The sequence below is a fragment of the Chryseobacterium caseinilyticum genome, from assembly GCF_014837145.1.
GTDB classification, from domain to species: domain Bacteria; phylum Bacteroidota; class Bacteroidia; order Flavobacteriales; family Weeksellaceae; genus Chryseobacterium; species Chryseobacterium caseinilyticum.
Genome location: NZ_JACYFS010000001.1, coordinates 1,480,827 through 1,497,970 on the forward strand (window position 1 = coordinate 1,480,827; position 17,144 = coordinate 1,497,970).

Sequence of the window (17,144 nt, forward strand, 5' to 3'; positions counted from 1 at the left end):
CAAATAATTTGAAGGAAATCTGAAAAAGTGTAGTAATTCTACGATTTGATGTCGTAGAACTACGATTATTTTTGAGGGTTGTTGGATGTTTCTCTCACCGATCTCCCTAGAATTCTGTTCTTTTTCAAAAGATAATCAGGCATCAGATCTACAGGAAGTCTCAGAAAACCTTCACCATCTTCTTTCAACTGCTGTTCAAGCTCAGGATTCCATTCAATCAGTTGGGAGAAATCAATTTTTAATTCTTCTGCAATAATTTTAAGATTAAATCCTGCATTAATTTCAGTTTCTGTAAGTGAGGAAACTGTTTTTCCGCTTCCACTGCCATCCAGAAATACTTTTTTCATCCTGGAATTGTTGTAATCGGTGAGCACAGCATTCAGTTCTCCGGTGGCAAAACAGACGTTCAGGTATTTTTTAACATGATTTACCGTTTCGGCCGGAAGGTATTTTGAAAAGACATGATACTGTGTAGATCCTGCATTTCGCATGGCTTTGGCGATATTTCCCTCACCACAGTTGTATGCAGCAACCACCGTTACCCAATTATTGTATTTTCTGTACAGATCTGCGAGAGAAATGGCTGCTGTTTTTGTACTTCTGTAAAGATCCGTTCTTTGCTGCTCAGTTAAGCCATATTGATTGGCATGAGCGGTCATAAACTGCCAAACGCCGACCGCTCCGGCACTTGATGTAATATTTCGGTTAAAATTTGACTCAATGAGTGCAAGATTCCGCAAATGTTTGGGCAGACCTTTTTCCACCATAGAATATTCGATGAATTCTACAATTTCTTTATTGGAGCTGATGATATTCTGGTATTTTCTCACGCTGCTTTCGGAAGTATCCGAAGCATTTAAAAACTGTGAAAAACCCAACTGTGAAAAGCCTGCAGTGAAAATTACAGTGAGCAAAATTTTAAATCCCATCTTCATCGGATATGCTTTTTCAAAATAATTTAATTTACTGTCCAGACGGTTTGCTCTTCTTCAGGATTCCATTCTACATTCAGGGTTTGTCCTGCTTTAACTTCTTCTCTTACGATCATTTTTGAAATTGGCCTTGCCAGTTGTGACCTGATGACACCGGAAATCTGTCTTGCGCCATATTTACTACTGAAACCTCCTAAAGCCAGACCTTTCACAGCTTCGTCTGAAATTTTCAGGCTCATACCCAATCTGAATAAAGAATTGTGAAGTGATTTAAGCTGAATATTGAAAATTCGCTCCGCCATCGACTCTGTAATCGGCGCGAAAGGAATAATTTCTGTGATTCTTGCTAAAAATTCCGGTCTGAAGCGTCCTGAATTAGACATGATCTGCATCAGAGATTTTGATTCAGGAATTTTGCCTTCTTCAAACTGTTTTACGATTTCTTCACTGCCAATATTTGATGTAAATAAAATCAGGGCATTGCTGAAATCTCCTTCTTTTCCTAATTTGTCGTGCACTTTTCCTTCATCCATGATCTGCAGGAAAACATCAAAAACCGAGTGATGAGCTTTTTCAATTTCATCAAACAGAACTACGGTATAAGGTTGCTGTCTGATTTTATTCACCAACATTCCTCCTTCTTCGTAACCAACGTAACCCGGAGGCGCACCATAAAGTAATGCTGCAGAATGTTCCTCTTTAAATTCAGACATATCAAAACGGACCATTGCTTTTTCGTCGTTAAAAAGAAGTTCTGCCATAGATTTGGCCAGCTCAGTTTTCCCCGTTCCTGTTGGACCTAAAAGGAAGAATGAACCAACCGGCTGCCCCGGTTTATTTAATCCGCTTCGGTTTTCTACGATCGCATCCGAAAGAATTTTCAGTGCATGATCCTGACCAACAACTCTGTTCATCAGAAGACCTTCCATATTCAGGAGTTTTTCTTTTTCCTGAGCCTGAATTTTACCAATCGGAATGCTGGTTTTTGCAGCCATTACCGCCGCGAGTTCAAGACGGCCTACTTTTTCTCTTTTTACCGCTGCATGTTCCAGAAGTTCTGCATACGTTTGCTCAATAATCTTCTGAATTTCTTCCACCGCCATAGAGTTGTCGATCTGAGGCTGTTCACTTAAAGAACCCCACAAAATCGGACTTATTTTATCTCTCAGTAAATTATAGTTCCAGATAAGTTCATCTGCTTTATCTTTATCATCAAGATATTCTTCGGTTAAAATCTCTTTGTAAATCGTATTCCAGCTGTCTAGTTCTTTTTCTGAAAGTTCGTCAAGCATTTTGATTGCGGCCATTGTTCTGTCTAAAAGATCAATCGCAGCGTCGGGAAGTCTTTTTCCTTTTGAGTAACGTTTTGCCAAACGCACGCACTCCGGAAGGGCAGTTTTTTCAACTTCAATCCCGTGGTGTTTTTTGTAACCATCCAGGAGAACATTAATCATTTTAACACAGGTTTTTTCATCCGGTTCCAAAACGGTTAAAACCTCAAATCTTCTGTTGAAAGCCTGTTCGGGCTCTATAATTTTTCTGTATTCTTCCTGAGTGGTTGCTCCGATGACGGTAATTTCGCCTCTAGCAAGTTCAGGTTTCAGGATATTTCCGATATTTCCTATACTTCCTTTAGGATCGAGAAGTGCGTGGATTTCATCAATAAACAAAACTGCTTTTTCAATTTTTTTACATTCATTGATTACTTTCTTCAGTCTGTCTTCAATTTCACCTTTGTAAGAAGTTCCTGCCAGCAAAGCGCCGGTGTCCAACTCCAAAAGTGTTGCATTTTTAAGCATTTCCGGAACATTTCCTTTGATGATTTCTGTTGCGAAACCTTCTACCAAAGCCGTTTTACCAACTCCGGGCTCACCGATGATAATGACATTAGGTTTCGTTCTTCTACAAAGAATTTCAACCAGCATTCTGAGTTCCTTATCACGGCCGATAATGTTTTCAATTTCACCGTTTCTGGCCTGTGCAGTCCTGTCTACGCAATAATTTTTAATGGACGGAAAATTATTATCTGAATGACTGCTGCCATTTAACAAAGAAGAAAAATCTCCGTTATCAATACTTTCGTAAGGCGTATCTTTTCTGTATAAATTAAAGATTTCATGCTCTCTCAAAGGAAGAGACTTTAATTGCTGAAGCGAAAATGATACTTCAGGTTTTACAATTGCGGTAAGAATGCAGATTGGAGAAATTTCATCAAGACCCAGTTTCAGTCTGATATCGTCGGCCTCATCCAAAAGACGGTCAACAGAATCACCTTCCTTTACTTCAGACGGGAGATGCGATGTTTTGGGATATTCTTCGAGACGCACGTCTGCCCATTCATAAAAATATCCGGGATCTTTATCAATGTTTTTTAAAAATTCATTCAGACCAATATCCTTATGCATTAAAGCCTGCAGAATGTGAGGTCCATCGTAAGTTGCGTTGTAATTTTCTCTGGCGATAGACTGCGCAATATGAAACAATTGTTTTACAGTCTCGTTGGTAACAAGTACTCCCATTTATTTTCGAAATTAATATTTGTGACTTTAAAATTTGGTTGAACTAAAATAAGTTTTTTTCGCCAACCCATGAAATTTAATTTTAAATATTTCATTTAATTAATAATCCTGCAATGCTGAAAATTTTTCTATTTTTACTGTAACCAAAAAGCAAATTTTTATGCAGAACAATCAACAGCTTACCGAACTTCTTGCCCTGGATCTGGGAACTTCAATTATCAACAGACTTCCTTACGCTAAGGAGGTTTTTAAGTGGCAGGACATCGATCTTCTTCCCCATTCTTCTGAAGATACGATGCTTTGCGAAATTTATGAAAGAAACGGAAGAAACTGGCGTACCACCAACAATAATCTTATCGGATACTTATTTGCCGGTGAAGAATTGGAAAGGGTTAAAAACCAATTAAAGGAAGTAAAGAAATTCCCAGCGATGATCCCTGATTTTCAGTTTAATAAAGACAGCATGCTCGATTTCGGACTTTCGCTGCCTTCTTTATTTAATATTGATGTAAAAGGCGATCTGAAAAATGCAAAAGATTTTACAATCAAAGTAAGTAATGTTACAAAATCCCGTATCACCAATATTGATGTTCCCGGAATTGAGATTTTGAGAAAATACTCTCAGTTTACGCAGGATGAATCGAAAGCGTACAGAAAAAATGTAAAGTTTAATTTTCTGAGTACGGCTCTTTTCTATGCCGAAAGCGTTGAAATCAATCTGGAAAAAGACAGCGGAGTACATCTTGACGTTAGTTTCAGCACTCAAAATGTAGAAGTTCAAACCAATGTAGATACCGAAACTAAAAAGAATTTTGTTCTAAAATACACCGGAAATCAATCGCCTTTTGCTGCTAAATTTGTGAGAGGGAAAGATTTTGATATTTTATGAAGTAATTCTGAAAAAACTGGACTTTACTGAGCACAAAGCGCACAAAGTTTTATTTTAATACATTCTGTTTTAAGGTTTACAAAGCCATTTCACTTGTAGAAGACCTCAAAGTTTTTAAATATAAAAAAAACAGCAACCTAAATTTTAAGTTGCTGTTTTTTAGTTTATTTATTTAAAAGCATCGCTGCTTCTTTGGCAAAATAAGTAAAAATCATATCCGCGCCAGCTCTTTTAAAGCATGTAAGACTTTCGATGATGGTTTTATCATTATCCAGCCAGCCGTTTTGGGCAGCGGCTTTTACCATGGCGTATTCTCCGCTGACGTTGTAAACTGCGATGGGCAGATCAATGGCCTCACGCACTTTTGCAACAATATCCAGATATGGAAGTCCCGGTTTAATCATAATAATATCGGCACCTTCATCCACATCCTTGAAGACTTCGTTCATCGCTTCTCTGGAATTGTGGTAATCCATTTGATAGGTTTTTTTATCCTTTGGAATTTCGCCCATCTCTTTCGGAGCACTGTCTAAAGCACTTCTGAACGGCCCGTAGAACGAACTGGCATATTTTGCAGCATAACTTAAAATTCCGACATCATGAAAGCCACTTTCTTCTAAAGCTTCTCTAATGGCCAGTACTCTGCCGTCCATCATATCACTCGGTGCAACAATATCTGCACCTGCTTCAGCATGTGAAACCGACATTCTTGCCAAAGCATCGTTGGTGGCATCATTTACTATTTTTCCGTTTTCGATAATACCGTCGTGACCGTAGATGGAATAAGGATCTAAAGCTACATCAGGCATCACAACCATTTCGGGAACGGCATTTTTGATGGCTTTGATCGTGTTCTGCATCAAACCGTCTCTGTTCCATGCTTCTTTTCCGGTGTTGTCTTTGAGATGATCGGAAACCTTCATATAAAGATTAACCGCTTTCACTCCAAGTGAATACAATTCTTTACATTCCTTCACCGTAAGATCTATGCTGCGTCTGAAAATCCCAGGCATTGAAGCGATCGGCTCCTCTTTGTTCTCTCCCTCCATCACAAAAACCGGCATTACAAAGTCATTTACCGACAAGTGGCTTTCTCTTACCAAACTGCGTACGGCTTCAGTAGATCTGAGTCTTCTGTTTCTTGAATATATCATTTTTTGGAATACTTTTTGAAATATTGATACAAATTTAATACTTCTGATGCAAAAAGATGTTGCACAGTAAAAAGTTATTTAATACTTTTGTTAATAGTTTATATGCAAAAATGCGTTTAATGAGAAAAATTTTACTTTTAATTATATTCACAGGCAGCTTTTTAGGGTTTTCAAATCAATTGAAAGCTCAGCTAAGAGAGCCTTCCTCCGTATCTCAAAAATCTGATGACGGAATATTAACTGCTTACCCAAATCCAGCAAAAGACTTTTTGATGGTGAAAGCAAAAGATGCTAATTTAAAAATCAAAAACGTTACATTTTACTCGATTATGGGAACGCAGGTGGCAAGTTATAATATTAACGCCAACAAAAGTGAAATCAACATTGGTAATTTGAGACCCGGTAAATACATGATCCGTTACATTCTGAGTGACAATACTCAAAAGGTCACGCAGATCGTGAAACAATAAATAACAGAATCCTGATAATCATCAGGATTTTTTTTTGCCCTTTATTCTGAGTTAATTATTCCGTAACTTTCGGGTTCAAATTTATTTATCTCTAAAAAATTCTCATGTTACAAGCTGAGCATATTATAAAGACCTACGATTCGGGAAAAAAAATTGCATTAGAAGATTTCAGTATTTCTGTTCCGAAAGGCAGTATTTACGGACTGTTGGGTCCCAACGGGGCAGGAAAAACATCTTTTATCCGAATCATCAACCAAATTACCAAAGCAGATTCCGGCGACATTCATATTGACGGTGATAAACTCAATCCGTCACACATCCGAAACATCGGCTACATGCCTGAAGAGCGTGGATTGTACAAAAACATGAGCATCGGAGACCAGATTCTCTATTTTGGTGAACTGAAAGGGATGTCTAAAAACGACGCACTTTCTGAAGCTAAAAAATGGTTTGAAAAACTTCACATAGACCAGTGGTGGAAAAAAAAACTGACAGAGCTTTCAAAAGGGATGGCTCAGAAAATTCAGTTTGTAGTGACGGTTTTGCACAGACCCAATCTTTTGATTTTGGATGAACCATTTTCCGGTTTCGACCCTGTGAATGCAAATTTAATTAAAGATCAAATCATAGATTTAAAGAACAACGGAACCACTATAATTTTGTCAACGCACAGAATGGAAAGTGTTGAGGAAATGTGTGACTACGTTGCATTGATCAATAATTCTAAGAAAATTATTGACGGAAGAGTTTTTGAGGTTCGGGAAAAATTCAAGAAAAATATTTTTGCTGTAAAACTTTCTGAGGTAAATCAGGAGAATTTCAATTTATTTAATGAAAAATTTGAAGTTTTAAACCTTAAAAATGAACACAGCCTCACGACATTTGACATAAAAAATAACATTTCGCAAAACGAACTGATTAGCGAAGTTCTGAAAACCGGAAACATCAGGACTTTTGAAGAGAAAATCCCAAGCATGAATGAGGTATTTATCAGTGCAGTCTCGAACAATGGGTGATAAATGATGATTGATAAACGATCAGAGATTAGACATCCAGCATCAAACTTCCAGCACCCAACCTTTTAATAAAAATCTATGAACAATATAATCTTAATAACAAAAAGAGAATTTCTGACTCAGGTGAAGAAAAAATCTTTTGTTGTACTTACTCTTTTGGCTCCTATCCTGCTTCTGGCTTTTGGAGCGGTAATCGGGCTGATGTTTAAAGCCAATGAATCCCACACGAAAATTGAAGTGGTAGACAACAGCGGACTTTTTAAAAACGCACTGAAATCAGATGATAAAATCAATTACAATTTTATTACAGAAGCAGATCCTGCAAAGAAAGTTGAGTCTCTGAAGAAAAGTGAAGCAACTGACGGAATTTTGATTTTACCTCAGCTGAACGGTTCTGATTATGCCGGTTTCGAAAAAAACACCCAGCTGCTGCTCAACACAAAAATTGGTTTTGACACAAAAAAAATGATTGCTTCAGACATTAATGAAGTTCTCAAAAAAGAAAAGATTAAAAAACTTGGTATTCAGAATGCTCAGCTTGAAGATTTGGACAAGAGATTTTCGCTTACAACGATCAATCTTACCAACGATGATAAAGAAGATTCTGACATGGCTTTCGGTGTAAAAAGCGTTCTCAGCATGCTTCTGATGTACGTTACGTTCATGTTTATCATCATCTATGGCGTTCGCGTAATGCGAAGTGTGCTGGAAGAAAAAAACAACCGTGTGGTTGAAATTATTATTTCATCTGTAAAACCGTTTGAGCTGATGATGGGGAAAATTCTGGGTGTAACATTGGTTGCACTTACCCAGTTTATCGTATGGATTACAATGTCTGTGATTGGAGCACTGGTTTTAAATACAGGCTTTTCATCCATTCAGAAAAATATTCCGGGAGCTGATGAAGAGATGGCTTCTAAATTTGATATCGTGGAGATGGGAACCCAAATTTCACACAGTCTTCTGGAGCTGAATTTTCCTTTAATCATTTTCGTTTTTATTGTATTTTTTCTTTTAGGATATATGTTTTACAGCTCTATCTACGCTGCTGTCGGCTCAGCGGTAGATAATGAAACGGAAACACAGCAATTCACCATTTTTGCCATCCTTCCGCTGATGTTGGGAATGTACGGAAGCTTTTCGGTGATGAATAATCCTGACGGGCCTCTTGGTTTTTGGCTTTCGATTATACCCTTTACTTCGCCGGTTGCGATGATTGCGAGAATTCCGTTTGGAGTTCCGGCGTGGCAGATTGCGCTTTCAATTTTCCTGCTTTTAGGAACTACTGTCTTCATGATTTTTGTTGCAGGGAAGATTTACAGAGTCGGGATTTTGATGTACGGAAATAAGGCGAGTATGAAGGAAATCTGGAAGTGGATTAAGGAATAACTGTTTTTAGGATCATCATTGTAAAATGAAAAACATTGATAAATTAAGTCTGGAAAATGCTTACCGTTTAAATCATATCAAAATATGTTGAAATGAACATTGCTCATCCTTTTATGGAAGGCAACGGAAGAACAATGCGCATCTAGCTGGATTTAATTTTAAAGAAGAATTTAGGAAAAGTGGTGAACTGGCAATTCGTCGGTAAAACTTTATATCTACAGGCAATGGAACGAAGCCCAATTAACGATTTGGAGTTGAGGACATTACTTTCAGAACACCTTACGGAAGAAATTGACAGTAGAGAGGTTTACTTCAAAGGAATTGAACAGTCATACTATTATGAAGGTTACAGAAAAGAAGATGATGAATAGATTTCATCAGTAATCACATACAAACAAAACGCCCGGTTCTCAATGGAAACCGGGCGTTTTCTATTTTATTAAAAAAATACTATTTAAAGATATAGCTTAAGCTGAGACTTAAAACCTGTTCAGATTTTTTCTTTGCAGAGTTTGGGTCGATCTTGCTCTCATCCAAATCCGGATAAGTGTTTGATAATCCGAAATCGTACTTCAGAGTCAATTCCAACTGTCTTTTGTAGCTGTAACCAATACCGGCACCCAATGCAAAATTGAAGGACTTTGCTTTTCCGAATCTGTCTGTACGGTAAATCTCTCTCGACTCGTCCGTTACTTTCTGATCGATCAAAAAGTTGAATCTAGGGCCGATTTGTCCGAAAAACTCAGATTCAGCTTCAGAAAAATATCCTTTAAATGAAACAGGTACGCTGATGTAATTGTTTGCATACATTGCATTGTAGCCCTGCATACCTTTTGCATCCTTATCCTTCCCGGATTCTCCTGCACCATAATAAACCACTTCCGGCTGAAGGAAAAACTGATTGGAGCTTCCCATCGGGATCAATGCCAAAACACCACCCTGGAAAGCAAATCTTCCACCTGAAGGATTGTGTGCATTTTTTACTCTGGAATTATTAACTCCTGCGGTGAGACCGAATCTTGTGTTTCTGAAATCGATCTGTGCGGAAGCCATGAGGGAAAAGGCTAAAGCTGATGCCAATAATATTTTTTTCATATGTAGTTTTAATTATTTTTAAAGGACATATGTTACCGCCATATCTTCACTGTGTTTGCATGCAATGTTTTTCAATGGCGATTTCATATCAATTTGTTTTTATCCTAAAACTTTAGCGATGGTAACCCCGATTTCTGCAGGAGAGTCTACAACGTTGATTCCGTTTTCTCTCATGATTTCCATTTTTGCCTGAGCTGTATCTTCTGCACCACCAACAATTGCGCCTGCGTGACCCATTGTTCTTCCTTTAGGAGCAGTCTGACCAGCGATGAAACCTACAACCGGCTTAGTAGAACCACTTGCTTTATACCATCTTGCAGCTTCAGCCTCAAGACCACCACCGATTTCACCAATCATAACAACAGCTTCAGTTTCCGGGTCGTTGATGAATAATTCCAAAGCTTCTCTTGTAGTGGTACCGATAATTGGGTCACCACCGATTCCGATTGCTGTAGAAATTCCGTAACCTGCTTTTACAACCTGGTCAGCAGCTTCGTAAGTAAGAGTTCCTGATTTTGAAACGATCCCTACTTTACCCGCTTTGAAAACGAAACCTGGCATAATACCAATTTTAGCCTCATCAGAAGTGATGATACCAGGACAGTTTGGCCCGATCAATCTGCAGTCTTTGTCAGCGATGTAAGATTTTACTTTCACCATATCAGCAACAGGAATACCTTCAGTAATACAAACGATTACTTTGATACCTGCTTCAGCAGCTTCCATGATTGCATCTGCAGCAAATGCAGGCGGTACGAAAATGATACTTACGTTTGCTCCAGCTTTCGCAACAGCATCAGCAACAGTATTGAAAACCGGTTTCCCTAAATGCTCGCTTCCTCCTTTCCCTGGAGTAACACCACCTACAACGTTGGTTCCGTATTCAATCATTTGACCTGCGTGGAAAGTACCTTCGTTACCAGTAAATCCCTGTACAATTACTTTAGAATCTTTGTTTACTAAAATTGACATTTTATTGTTTTTTAAATTTATTTTCTTAATTTATTAATGCTCACAAATTTACTTATTTTTCTTTGATTTTAAAGAAAACCGAAGCATTTGTTTATTCAAGATTTCTCAATTTCACCTCTTTTTTCAGATAAGTTTTGTAATCTTCGGCAAACATTCCGATGTAGGTACCTTTTTTGAGGTCACGGTTGACTCCTGTTTTGCCTAAAAGTACAGAGCCACTTTCGATATTATTCCCGGAAGCAATGCCAACCTGTCCCCACAGAGTCACCTCATCACCGATGATGCAGCAGCCTGCAATTCCTACCTGGGATGCAATCAGACATCTTTTTCCAATCACGGTATCGTGACCGATCTGGATTTGATTGTCTAAAACCGAACCTTCTCCGATGATTGTAGAATCTGTGACACCTCGATCGATGGTACAGCCGTTTCCTATTTCTACATTATTTTCAATTACAACATTTCCTACTGAGATTAAACGGTCAAAATTTCCGTTGAGTTTTCTGTAATAAAATGCGTCGCCACCCAAAACTGTGTTGGATTGGATGACAACATTATCACCAATCACCGTGCGGTCGCCAATGACTACATTTGGAAAAATAATTGTGTTTTTTCCAATGGTGATGTTATTGCCCAGAACTGCTGAAGGATGAATTTTTGTTCCGTCACCAATTTCCACATCATGCAGTGTTTCTGTGAAGTTGTAAATTCTTGTGAAGTGTGTATTGATTTTATTGAAATCTCCAAACGGATCTTCAGAAATTAAAAGTGCTTTTCCTTCCGGACATTCCACTTCTTTATCGATTAAAATAATTGTAGCTGCAGAATTTAAGGCTTTATCGTAATATTTGGGATGGTTGACGAAAACTATTTCACCGGATTTCACTCTGTGAATTTCGTTAGTACCAAAAACCTGGAAATCTTCGGAACCTACGAATTTTGCCCCGATAAGGTCAGCAATCGTTTTTAATTTTTGTGGCTGATGAAAGGTCATATTTTACTATTAATGATTTGCAAAGATATAAAGTTTTACATATTAAAAATTGAAGTCTTCCGGTTCACCACTAAGTTTTCTACCTAGTAAAATATCGTCAGCGTATATTTGACGTATATGGATGTCAAACGAAGAATCAGATTCTTCCTGATAGGTACTAATTCCTATTTCCTGAAGTTTTTTATTTGTATGATAAAGTTCTAAAGCTATTGGCAGATGTTCTGCTATTTTTTTAGCTCTATACTTATTTTCTGCAGAAATTAAAGCCATTCTAAAATCCTGATGAGCTTTTATCGGAATCAATTCATCTTTGATGTCACTGAGATAAGTAAAAGATTCCTGTGCTCTTTCATACTCCCATGAACCTTTGTGTTCGGTTGCTTCAACATATTCTCTTATCATGTTAAACATTTCCTTATTTTCAATCTGTCGGGCTAATTCCAGATGAACGGTTTTATCGTAATAATTCAAATACGGTTTATCAGCATCTGGCGGTGGCGTGTATGGTGGTGCCGGTGGACTGTTTTTGATCTTTTCAGCTCTTGCCAAATCACGGTACTGGCGCTCGAGCTGCCCCCGTAAATCCGGTAAAATGAGCAGAGCACCATTTCCGGTTCTGCTATTGTGAAATTCGTACCAATCTGGCAGATTCATTCCTTCATCCATTTGACCTACATACGACGCTTTGAACCCACTGTAATCCTGCCACTGACTTGAATAGTCGTTATAATACCATTCAAAGCTGCTGTCGTGTATGAGGTATTGACAGTACAAATCGATGTCATAAGAGTTGGGTTCTTCCAAGAAGTTGCAACTCATTACATTCTTCTCAAGTATTTTAAAATCATAGCAGATCTCTACTCCTTCAAATACTTCCTGTCCTGCTCTCCATCTGCATTGCGCGTCAAACAGTTTTTTCTGCTGAATCATAGCCAAATGCCTTGTTGCATAATAAATCCACTGATTTTGCCTGCTCTCGTTATGCTTTCTATAATAATCGGCATTTTGATAAGCCAACATTTTATTAAAAGCGTATTGTCTGTAAAGGTCTTTCCAGTCGGATTGTTTATAAGGCTCAAGAAAGGACTGAGTTTTGGGATTGTTTTCTACTTCTTCTTCCCAGAGTTTTCTCAAAGATTCGTAATCTTTTTTTTCGGTTTGATCTGACATTTGTGTATAAATTTTAAATTGAAACTATTTTTTTGATCTAACTCAAATGTAAATATATTTTTGCAACGGAGAAAAAATTCAGCAACAGAACATGAAAAAAACGTAAACCAACTAAAAGAAATATAGAATTTATGAGACAGTACAAGATTATGAATAGCAGACAGTTTTTTACTATGCTATGTCGTCGCAGCCCGACTTGAACGGAGCTCTTTTTGTAAGCGATGGAAAAATCTCAGGCACAAAAAAGCGGGAGTGGAAGGCGGAAATAGCTGCCCAAATCAAAAAAATGCTTGAGACCAGCAAGTAAAAAAAAAGCTGAAAGTAATTGTACTTCCAGCTTTACAGTATTTTGAGATCGATTATTCTTTCACTCTTTCTAAGTAAGAACCGTCTTCTGTGCTTACTTTGATTTTGTCGCCAGCCTCAATGAACAGAGGAACCATCACTCTGGCACCCGTTTCAACAAAGGCATTTTTTAAAGCATTGGTCGCAGTGTTTCCTTTTACACCCGGATCTGCTTCCACTACTTCAAGATAAACTGACTGCGGTAATTCTGCAGAAAGTGGAGTTTCGTCTGCCTCCTTCAAAATGATGGTTACTTCTTCGCCTGCTTTCATCAGGTTTGAGTTTTCTATCATTTCTTTGTTTAAGTATAACTGAGAAAAATCGTCGTTATTCATGAAGTGGAAACCATTCTCATCATCATAAAGATACTGGAATTTTCTTGTGATAACCTTTACTTCGTCGATTTTGTGACCTGCAGAAAAAGTGTTATCGATCACTTTGCCGTTGGTTACTGATTTTAGTTTTGTTCTTACGAAAGCAGGTCCTTTACCCGGTTTTACGTGAAGAAATTCGATTACTTTAAAAATATCATTGCTATATTCGATGCAAAGACCTTTTCTGATATCGTTACTTGTTGCCATTATAATTTTGTATGTAATTTTTTTTATTTTGATTTGTTAACCGGAACACTTAAAACCGTTCGTCCTGCTCTGTCAATGGCATCAACCCTAGGTTTTGTTATTGTTCCTGAAGTCATCTGATCGATGTACTGACCATTCATCACTGTATTGAAATTGATGGTGTTTACATTGAGTTGATTTACGTTTTTCTTCATTTCGGATGAATTCTGAAAATCCGTTTTTAAATTTGAATAAGATTTTTTTGAACTGACTAAAACTGAATTCACATTATTTATAGCAATTGAATCTTTTGTCGACCAGTCTAAATTTCTTTTTTCCTGTCCGAAAGCAATTGCCGAAACACTTGTTAAAGTAAGAATTAAAGTTTTCATCACTGTTAAATTTAAATTATTCTTTCCCGGTTCCGTATCCTTTTACGATACCTCTCGGAGAATTCTGAATAAACTGTAGAATTTCGTCTCTTTCAGCTGTAGGAAGCATTTCTTTTTCTATATGTGAAACTGCCTGAGAAACATTCATTTTCATCTGAAAAATGGCTCTGTAAATTTTCTGAATTTCAAAGATTTTATCGTTGGTAAAACCTCTTCTTCTTAAACCTACAGAATTGATTCCTGCATAAGACATCGGTTCACGCGCTACTTTTACATAAGGCGGAATATCTTTTCTCACCAAAGTTCCACCGGAAATCATCACATGCTTTCCGATTTTACCAAACTGATGCACCGCCGAAAGACCACCCATCACAGTATGATCGCCTATCTCTACGTGACCGGCAATACCGCATCCGTTTACGATAATTACGTAATCACCTATTACACAATCATGTGCAATATGTGAAGTTGCCATAATAAGACAGTGAGTTCCGATTTTTGTAAAACCAAGCGCTTTTGTACCCCGGTTCACCGTTACACATTCTCTGATGGTTGTTTCGTCACCGATAATGGTCTGTGTATCCTCACCATCAAATTTCAGATCCTGGGGAATTGCTGAAATAACCGTTCCAGGGAATATTCTGCAATTTTTACCAATTCTTGCACCATCCATTATGGTTACGTTGGAACCAATCCATGTACCTTCACCGATTTCTACATCACCGGCAATGGTTGTAAATGGTTCTATGGTAACATTTTTGCTGATTTTCGCACGCTTATCAACGGCAGCTAGTTGGTGAATCATTTAGTCAACTTTATTTTTAGCTACTTGAGCCATTAATTCTGCTTCTACAGCTATTGTATCGCCAACGTATCCGTAACCCTGCATGTGCACGATACCTCTTCTGATTGGCGTAATTAATTCAATTTTAAAAACCAGTGTATCTCCCGGAATTACTTTTCTCTTGAATTTTACCTTATCAATTTTAATGAAATATGTAGAATAATTTTCAGGATCCGGAACACTTGCCAAAACAAGAATTCCACCCGTCTGAGCCAGAGCTTCAACCTGTAAAACTCCCGGCATTACCGGTTCTTTAGGAAAATGACCTACAAAAAACGGTTCATTAAATGTTACATTTTTTAAACCTACCACGTGTTTATCTGAAAGCTCAAGAACTTTATCAATTAACAAAAACGGATACCTGTGAGGCATCAATCTCATAATTCCATTGATATCGAAAACCGGAGGTTTGTTTAAATCAAATTCCGGAACGTTTTTCTTTTTCTGAAGTTTCCACTGTCTGTTCAGTTTTTTTGCAAACTGCGTGTTTACATAATGTCCCGGCTTGTTGGCAATTACTTTACCTTTAATTTTTACTCCTGTCAAAGCTAAATCACCTATTACATCAAGTAATTTGTGCCTTGCAGCTTCATTTGGGTAATTTAAAGTCAAATTATCAAGAATTCCGTTGGGTCTTATTGCAACGTGATCTTTACCGAAAGCTTTCTTTAATTTTTCTGTAGTTTCAGCAGTCAAATCTTTGTCTACATAAACGATAGCGTTTGAAATATCGCCACCTTTTATTAAACCATGATCCAGAAGCATTTCTAATTCATGCAAAAAGCTGAATGTTCTTGCAGATGAAATCTCTTCTTTAAATTCTGAAATATTTTTAAGTGTCGCATTCTGAGTTCCTAAAACTTTAGTTCCGAAATCTACCATTGTTGTCACTTCATAAGTATCTGAAGGAATAATCGTAATCTCAGAACCGGTTGCAGGATCACTGTAGCTCAAAACTTCTTTTACAACAAGATATTCTCTTACAACGTTTTGCTCTGCAATACCAACACTTTCTATAGCTTCCACAAAAAACTTTGAAGAACCGTCTAAAATTGGCGGTTCAGAAGCATCCATCTCCAAATAGGCATTGTCGATATCACAACCAACCAATGCTGCTAAAAGGTGCTCGCAAGTATTGATTTTTACACCTAGTTTTTCAAGAGTAGTACCTCTTTCTGTTGCTACAACGTAGTTTACATCAGCTTCTACCTGAGGATGACCCTCTAAATCTGTTCTTACAAAGATGAAACCTGTATTTTCTTTTGCAGGTTTGATGGTTAATTTTACTTCTCTACCAGTATGAAGGCCAATTCCAGAAAGAGTAACCTCTTCCTGAAGTGTTTTTTGCATATCACTCATTAGTATGATCTTTTGAGGAATTCTCAAGATTATTTATTCGTTTTGCCAATTCGGGCAATTTTCTGAAATGTACGTAGCTTCTCAAGTAGTCATTGTAAGCAATTGCTGGAGATCCGTAAACGGTTTCTTTATCATTCACACTTGAGTTTACCCCACTTTGCGCCTGAATTTTCACCTGACTTCCGATTTTTATATGACCAACAATTCCTACCTGACCGCCAATCTGGTTCCAATCACCAATCGTGGTTGAGCCGGCAATCCCAGTTTGTGAAGCGATGACATTATTCTGACCAATTTTCACATTGTGTGCGATCTGAATAAGATTGTCGATTTTTGTACCTTTTCCGATGGTGGTAGAGCCAATTGTAGCTCTGTCGATACTGCAGTTAGAACCAATCTCGACATTATCTTCAATGATTACGTTTCCTAACTGAGGAATTTTCTGGAAACCTTCAGGAGTCGGTTGGAAACCAAATCCGTCACCCCCAATCACTGTATTGGAATGGATGATGCAGTTGTCACCAACGATGCAGTAATCATAGATTCTTGCACCACTGTCAATTTTACAGTTTTTGCCGATTTTCACACCTTTACCAATGTAAACCTGCGGATAAATCTGAGTTCCCTCTCCTATCTTTGCCTTTTCTGAAACATAAGTGAAAGCACCAACATATACCCTATCACCTAGAACAGCAGTTTCGTGTATGGAAGAACCATCTTCAATACCTTCTTTTCTGCCCTGCATTTCCTGATAAAGATTCATTAAAATCTGAAAAGAAAGATATGCATCTTCTACTGCAATGATGGTGGGACCGTATTGATCTTTGTTGATAAGCGTCTCAGTTACAATAAGTACTGAGCACTTAGAATTATCTAAATGATGTGCAAAACGCTCTTGTGCCACAAAAGAAAGATGACCGGCTTCTCCGCTCTCGATGGGCGAAACACCGGTAATAAGTGCGTTTTCGTCACCTATGATTTTTCCGTTGATAAAACTTGCAATTTGCGAAGCTGTAAATTCCATATTCTGCAAAGATAAGAATT

The 17,144-nt window shown here is 37.7% G+C and carries 16 protein-coding genes and 1 pseudogene; 5 read left to right on the plus strand and 12 right to left on the minus strand.

Annotated features, from left to right (window positions below; all coding sequences use genetic code 11):
* Nucleotides 1-65: 65 nt before the first annotated feature.
* Nucleotides 66-935, minus strand: a complete 870-nt coding sequence (locus IC610_RS07140; protein ID WP_191735862.1) for a lytic transglycosylase domain-containing protein — start codon at nucleotides 933-935, stop codon at nucleotides 66-68.
* A 23-nt stretch (nucleotides 936-958) separates the two neighbouring features.
* Nucleotides 959-3,451: an ATP-dependent Clp protease ATP-binding subunit gene (locus IC610_RS07145; RefSeq protein WP_191735864.1), complete on the minus strand. Its 2,493-nt coding sequence runs from the start codon at nucleotides 3,449-3,451 to the stop codon at nucleotides 959-961.
* Between the two features lie 160 nt (nucleotides 3,452-3,611).
* On the opposite strand from IC610_RS07145, the gene IC610_RS07150 reads away from it, so the two are divergent.
* Nucleotides 3,612-4,340, plus strand: a complete 729-nt coding sequence (locus IC610_RS07150; RefSeq protein ID WP_191735866.1) for a hypothetical protein — start codon at nucleotides 3,612-3,614, stop codon at nucleotides 4,338-4,340.
* 164 nt (nucleotides 4,341-4,504) lie between these two features.
* Here the strand turns inward: IC610_RS07150 and hemB are convergent, their stop codons facing one another.
* On the minus strand, nucleotides 4,505-5,494 hold the full coding sequence (hemB, locus tag IC610_RS07155; RefSeq protein WP_191735868.1) for a porphobilinogen synthase: 990 nt from the start codon (nucleotides 5,492-5,494) through the stop codon (nucleotides 4,505-4,507).
* 119 nt (nucleotides 5,495-5,613) lie between these two features.
* Here hemB and IC610_RS07160 point away from each other — a divergent pair, with 119 nt between their 5' ends.
* The 4 genes and pseudogenes from IC610_RS07160 to IC610_RS07175 form a co-directional block, all read left to right on the plus strand.
* Entirely contained in the window at nucleotides 5,614-5,964 is a 351-nt protein-coding gene (locus tag IC610_RS07160) for a T9SS type A sorting domain-containing protein (RefSeq protein ID WP_056081681.1), read from the plus strand.
* Nucleotides 5,965-6,068: 104 nt separating this feature from the next.
* A complete protein-coding gene (locus tag IC610_RS07165) occupies nucleotides 6,069-6,980 on the plus strand; it encodes an ABC transporter ATP-binding protein (RefSeq protein WP_191735870.1) in 912 nt (303 codons plus the stop codon).
* A 78-nt stretch (nucleotides 6,981-7,058) separates the two neighbouring features.
* Complete coding sequence (locus IC610_RS07170) at nucleotides 7,059-8,369, plus strand: ABC transporter permease (protein WP_191735872.1); 1,311 nt, start codon at nucleotides 7,059-7,061, stop codon at nucleotides 8,367-8,369.
* A gap of 71 nt (nucleotides 8,370-8,440) precedes the next feature.
* A pseudogene (locus IC610_RS07175) lies at nucleotides 8,441-8,740 on the plus strand (protein adenylyltransferase Fic); the annotation flags it as partial.
* A gap of 79 nt (nucleotides 8,741-8,819) precedes the next feature.
* On the opposite strand, the gene IC610_RS07180 reads toward IC610_RS07175, so the two are convergent.
* The 9 genes from IC610_RS07180 to lpxD all read right to left on the minus strand — a co-directional run bounded on the left by IC610_RS07180 (nucleotide 8,820) and on the right by lpxD (nucleotide 17,124).
* A complete protein-coding gene (locus IC610_RS07180; protein WP_191735874.1) occupies nucleotides 8,820-9,464 on the minus strand; it encodes a porin family protein in 645 nt (214 codons plus the stop codon).
* A gap of 99 nt (nucleotides 9,465-9,563) precedes the next feature.
* A complete protein-coding gene (gene sucD, locus IC610_RS07185) occupies nucleotides 9,564-10,436 on the minus strand; it encodes a succinate--CoA ligase subunit alpha (RefSeq protein WP_056081696.1) in 873 nt (290 codons plus the stop codon).
* A gap of 91 nt (nucleotides 10,437-10,527) precedes the next feature.
* Nucleotides 10,528-11,430: a UDP-3-O-(3-hydroxymyristoyl)glucosamine N-acyltransferase gene (locus IC610_RS07190; protein WP_191735876.1), complete on the minus strand. Its 903-nt coding sequence runs from the start codon at nucleotides 11,428-11,430 to the stop codon at nucleotides 10,528-10,530.
* 42 nt (nucleotides 11,431-11,472) lie between these two features.
* Nucleotides 11,473-12,600, minus strand: coding sequence for a hypothetical protein (locus IC610_RS07195; RefSeq protein WP_191735878.1), 1,128 nt, complete (start codon nucleotides 12,598-12,600; stop codon nucleotides 11,473-11,475).
* Nucleotides 12,601-12,959: 359 nt separating this feature from the next.
* On the minus strand, nucleotides 12,960-13,526 hold the full coding sequence (gene efp, locus IC610_RS07200) for an elongation factor P (RefSeq protein ID WP_056081712.1): 567 nt from the start codon (nucleotides 13,524-13,526) through the stop codon (nucleotides 12,960-12,962).
* A 23-nt stretch (nucleotides 13,527-13,549) separates the two neighbouring features.
* Entirely contained in the window at nucleotides 13,550-13,897 is a 348-nt protein-coding gene (locus IC610_RS07205) for a hypothetical protein (protein ID WP_191735879.1), read from the minus strand.
* A 16-nt stretch (nucleotides 13,898-13,913) separates the two neighbouring features.
* Complete coding sequence (gene lpxA, locus IC610_RS07210) at nucleotides 13,914-14,702, minus strand: acyl-ACP--UDP-N-acetylglucosamine O-acyltransferase (protein ID WP_191735881.1); 789 nt, start codon at nucleotides 14,700-14,702, stop codon at nucleotides 13,914-13,916.
* Entirely contained in the window at nucleotides 14,703-16,100 is a 1,398-nt protein-coding gene (locus tag IC610_RS07215; protein ID WP_191735883.1) for a bifunctional UDP-3-O-[3-hydroxymyristoyl] N-acetylglucosamine deacetylase/3-hydroxyacyl-ACP dehydratase, read from the minus strand.
* Nucleotides 16,093-17,124 (minus strand): UDP-3-O-(3-hydroxymyristoyl)glucosamine N-acyltransferase, encoded by a 1,032-nt coding sequence (lpxD, locus tag IC610_RS07220; RefSeq protein ID WP_191735884.1) that lies wholly within the window; start codon nucleotides 17,122-17,124, stop codon nucleotides 16,093-16,095. Before lpxD ends, IC610_RS07215 begins: the two co-directional genes overlap by 8 nt.
* Nucleotides 17,125-17,144: the final 20 nt, after the last annotated feature.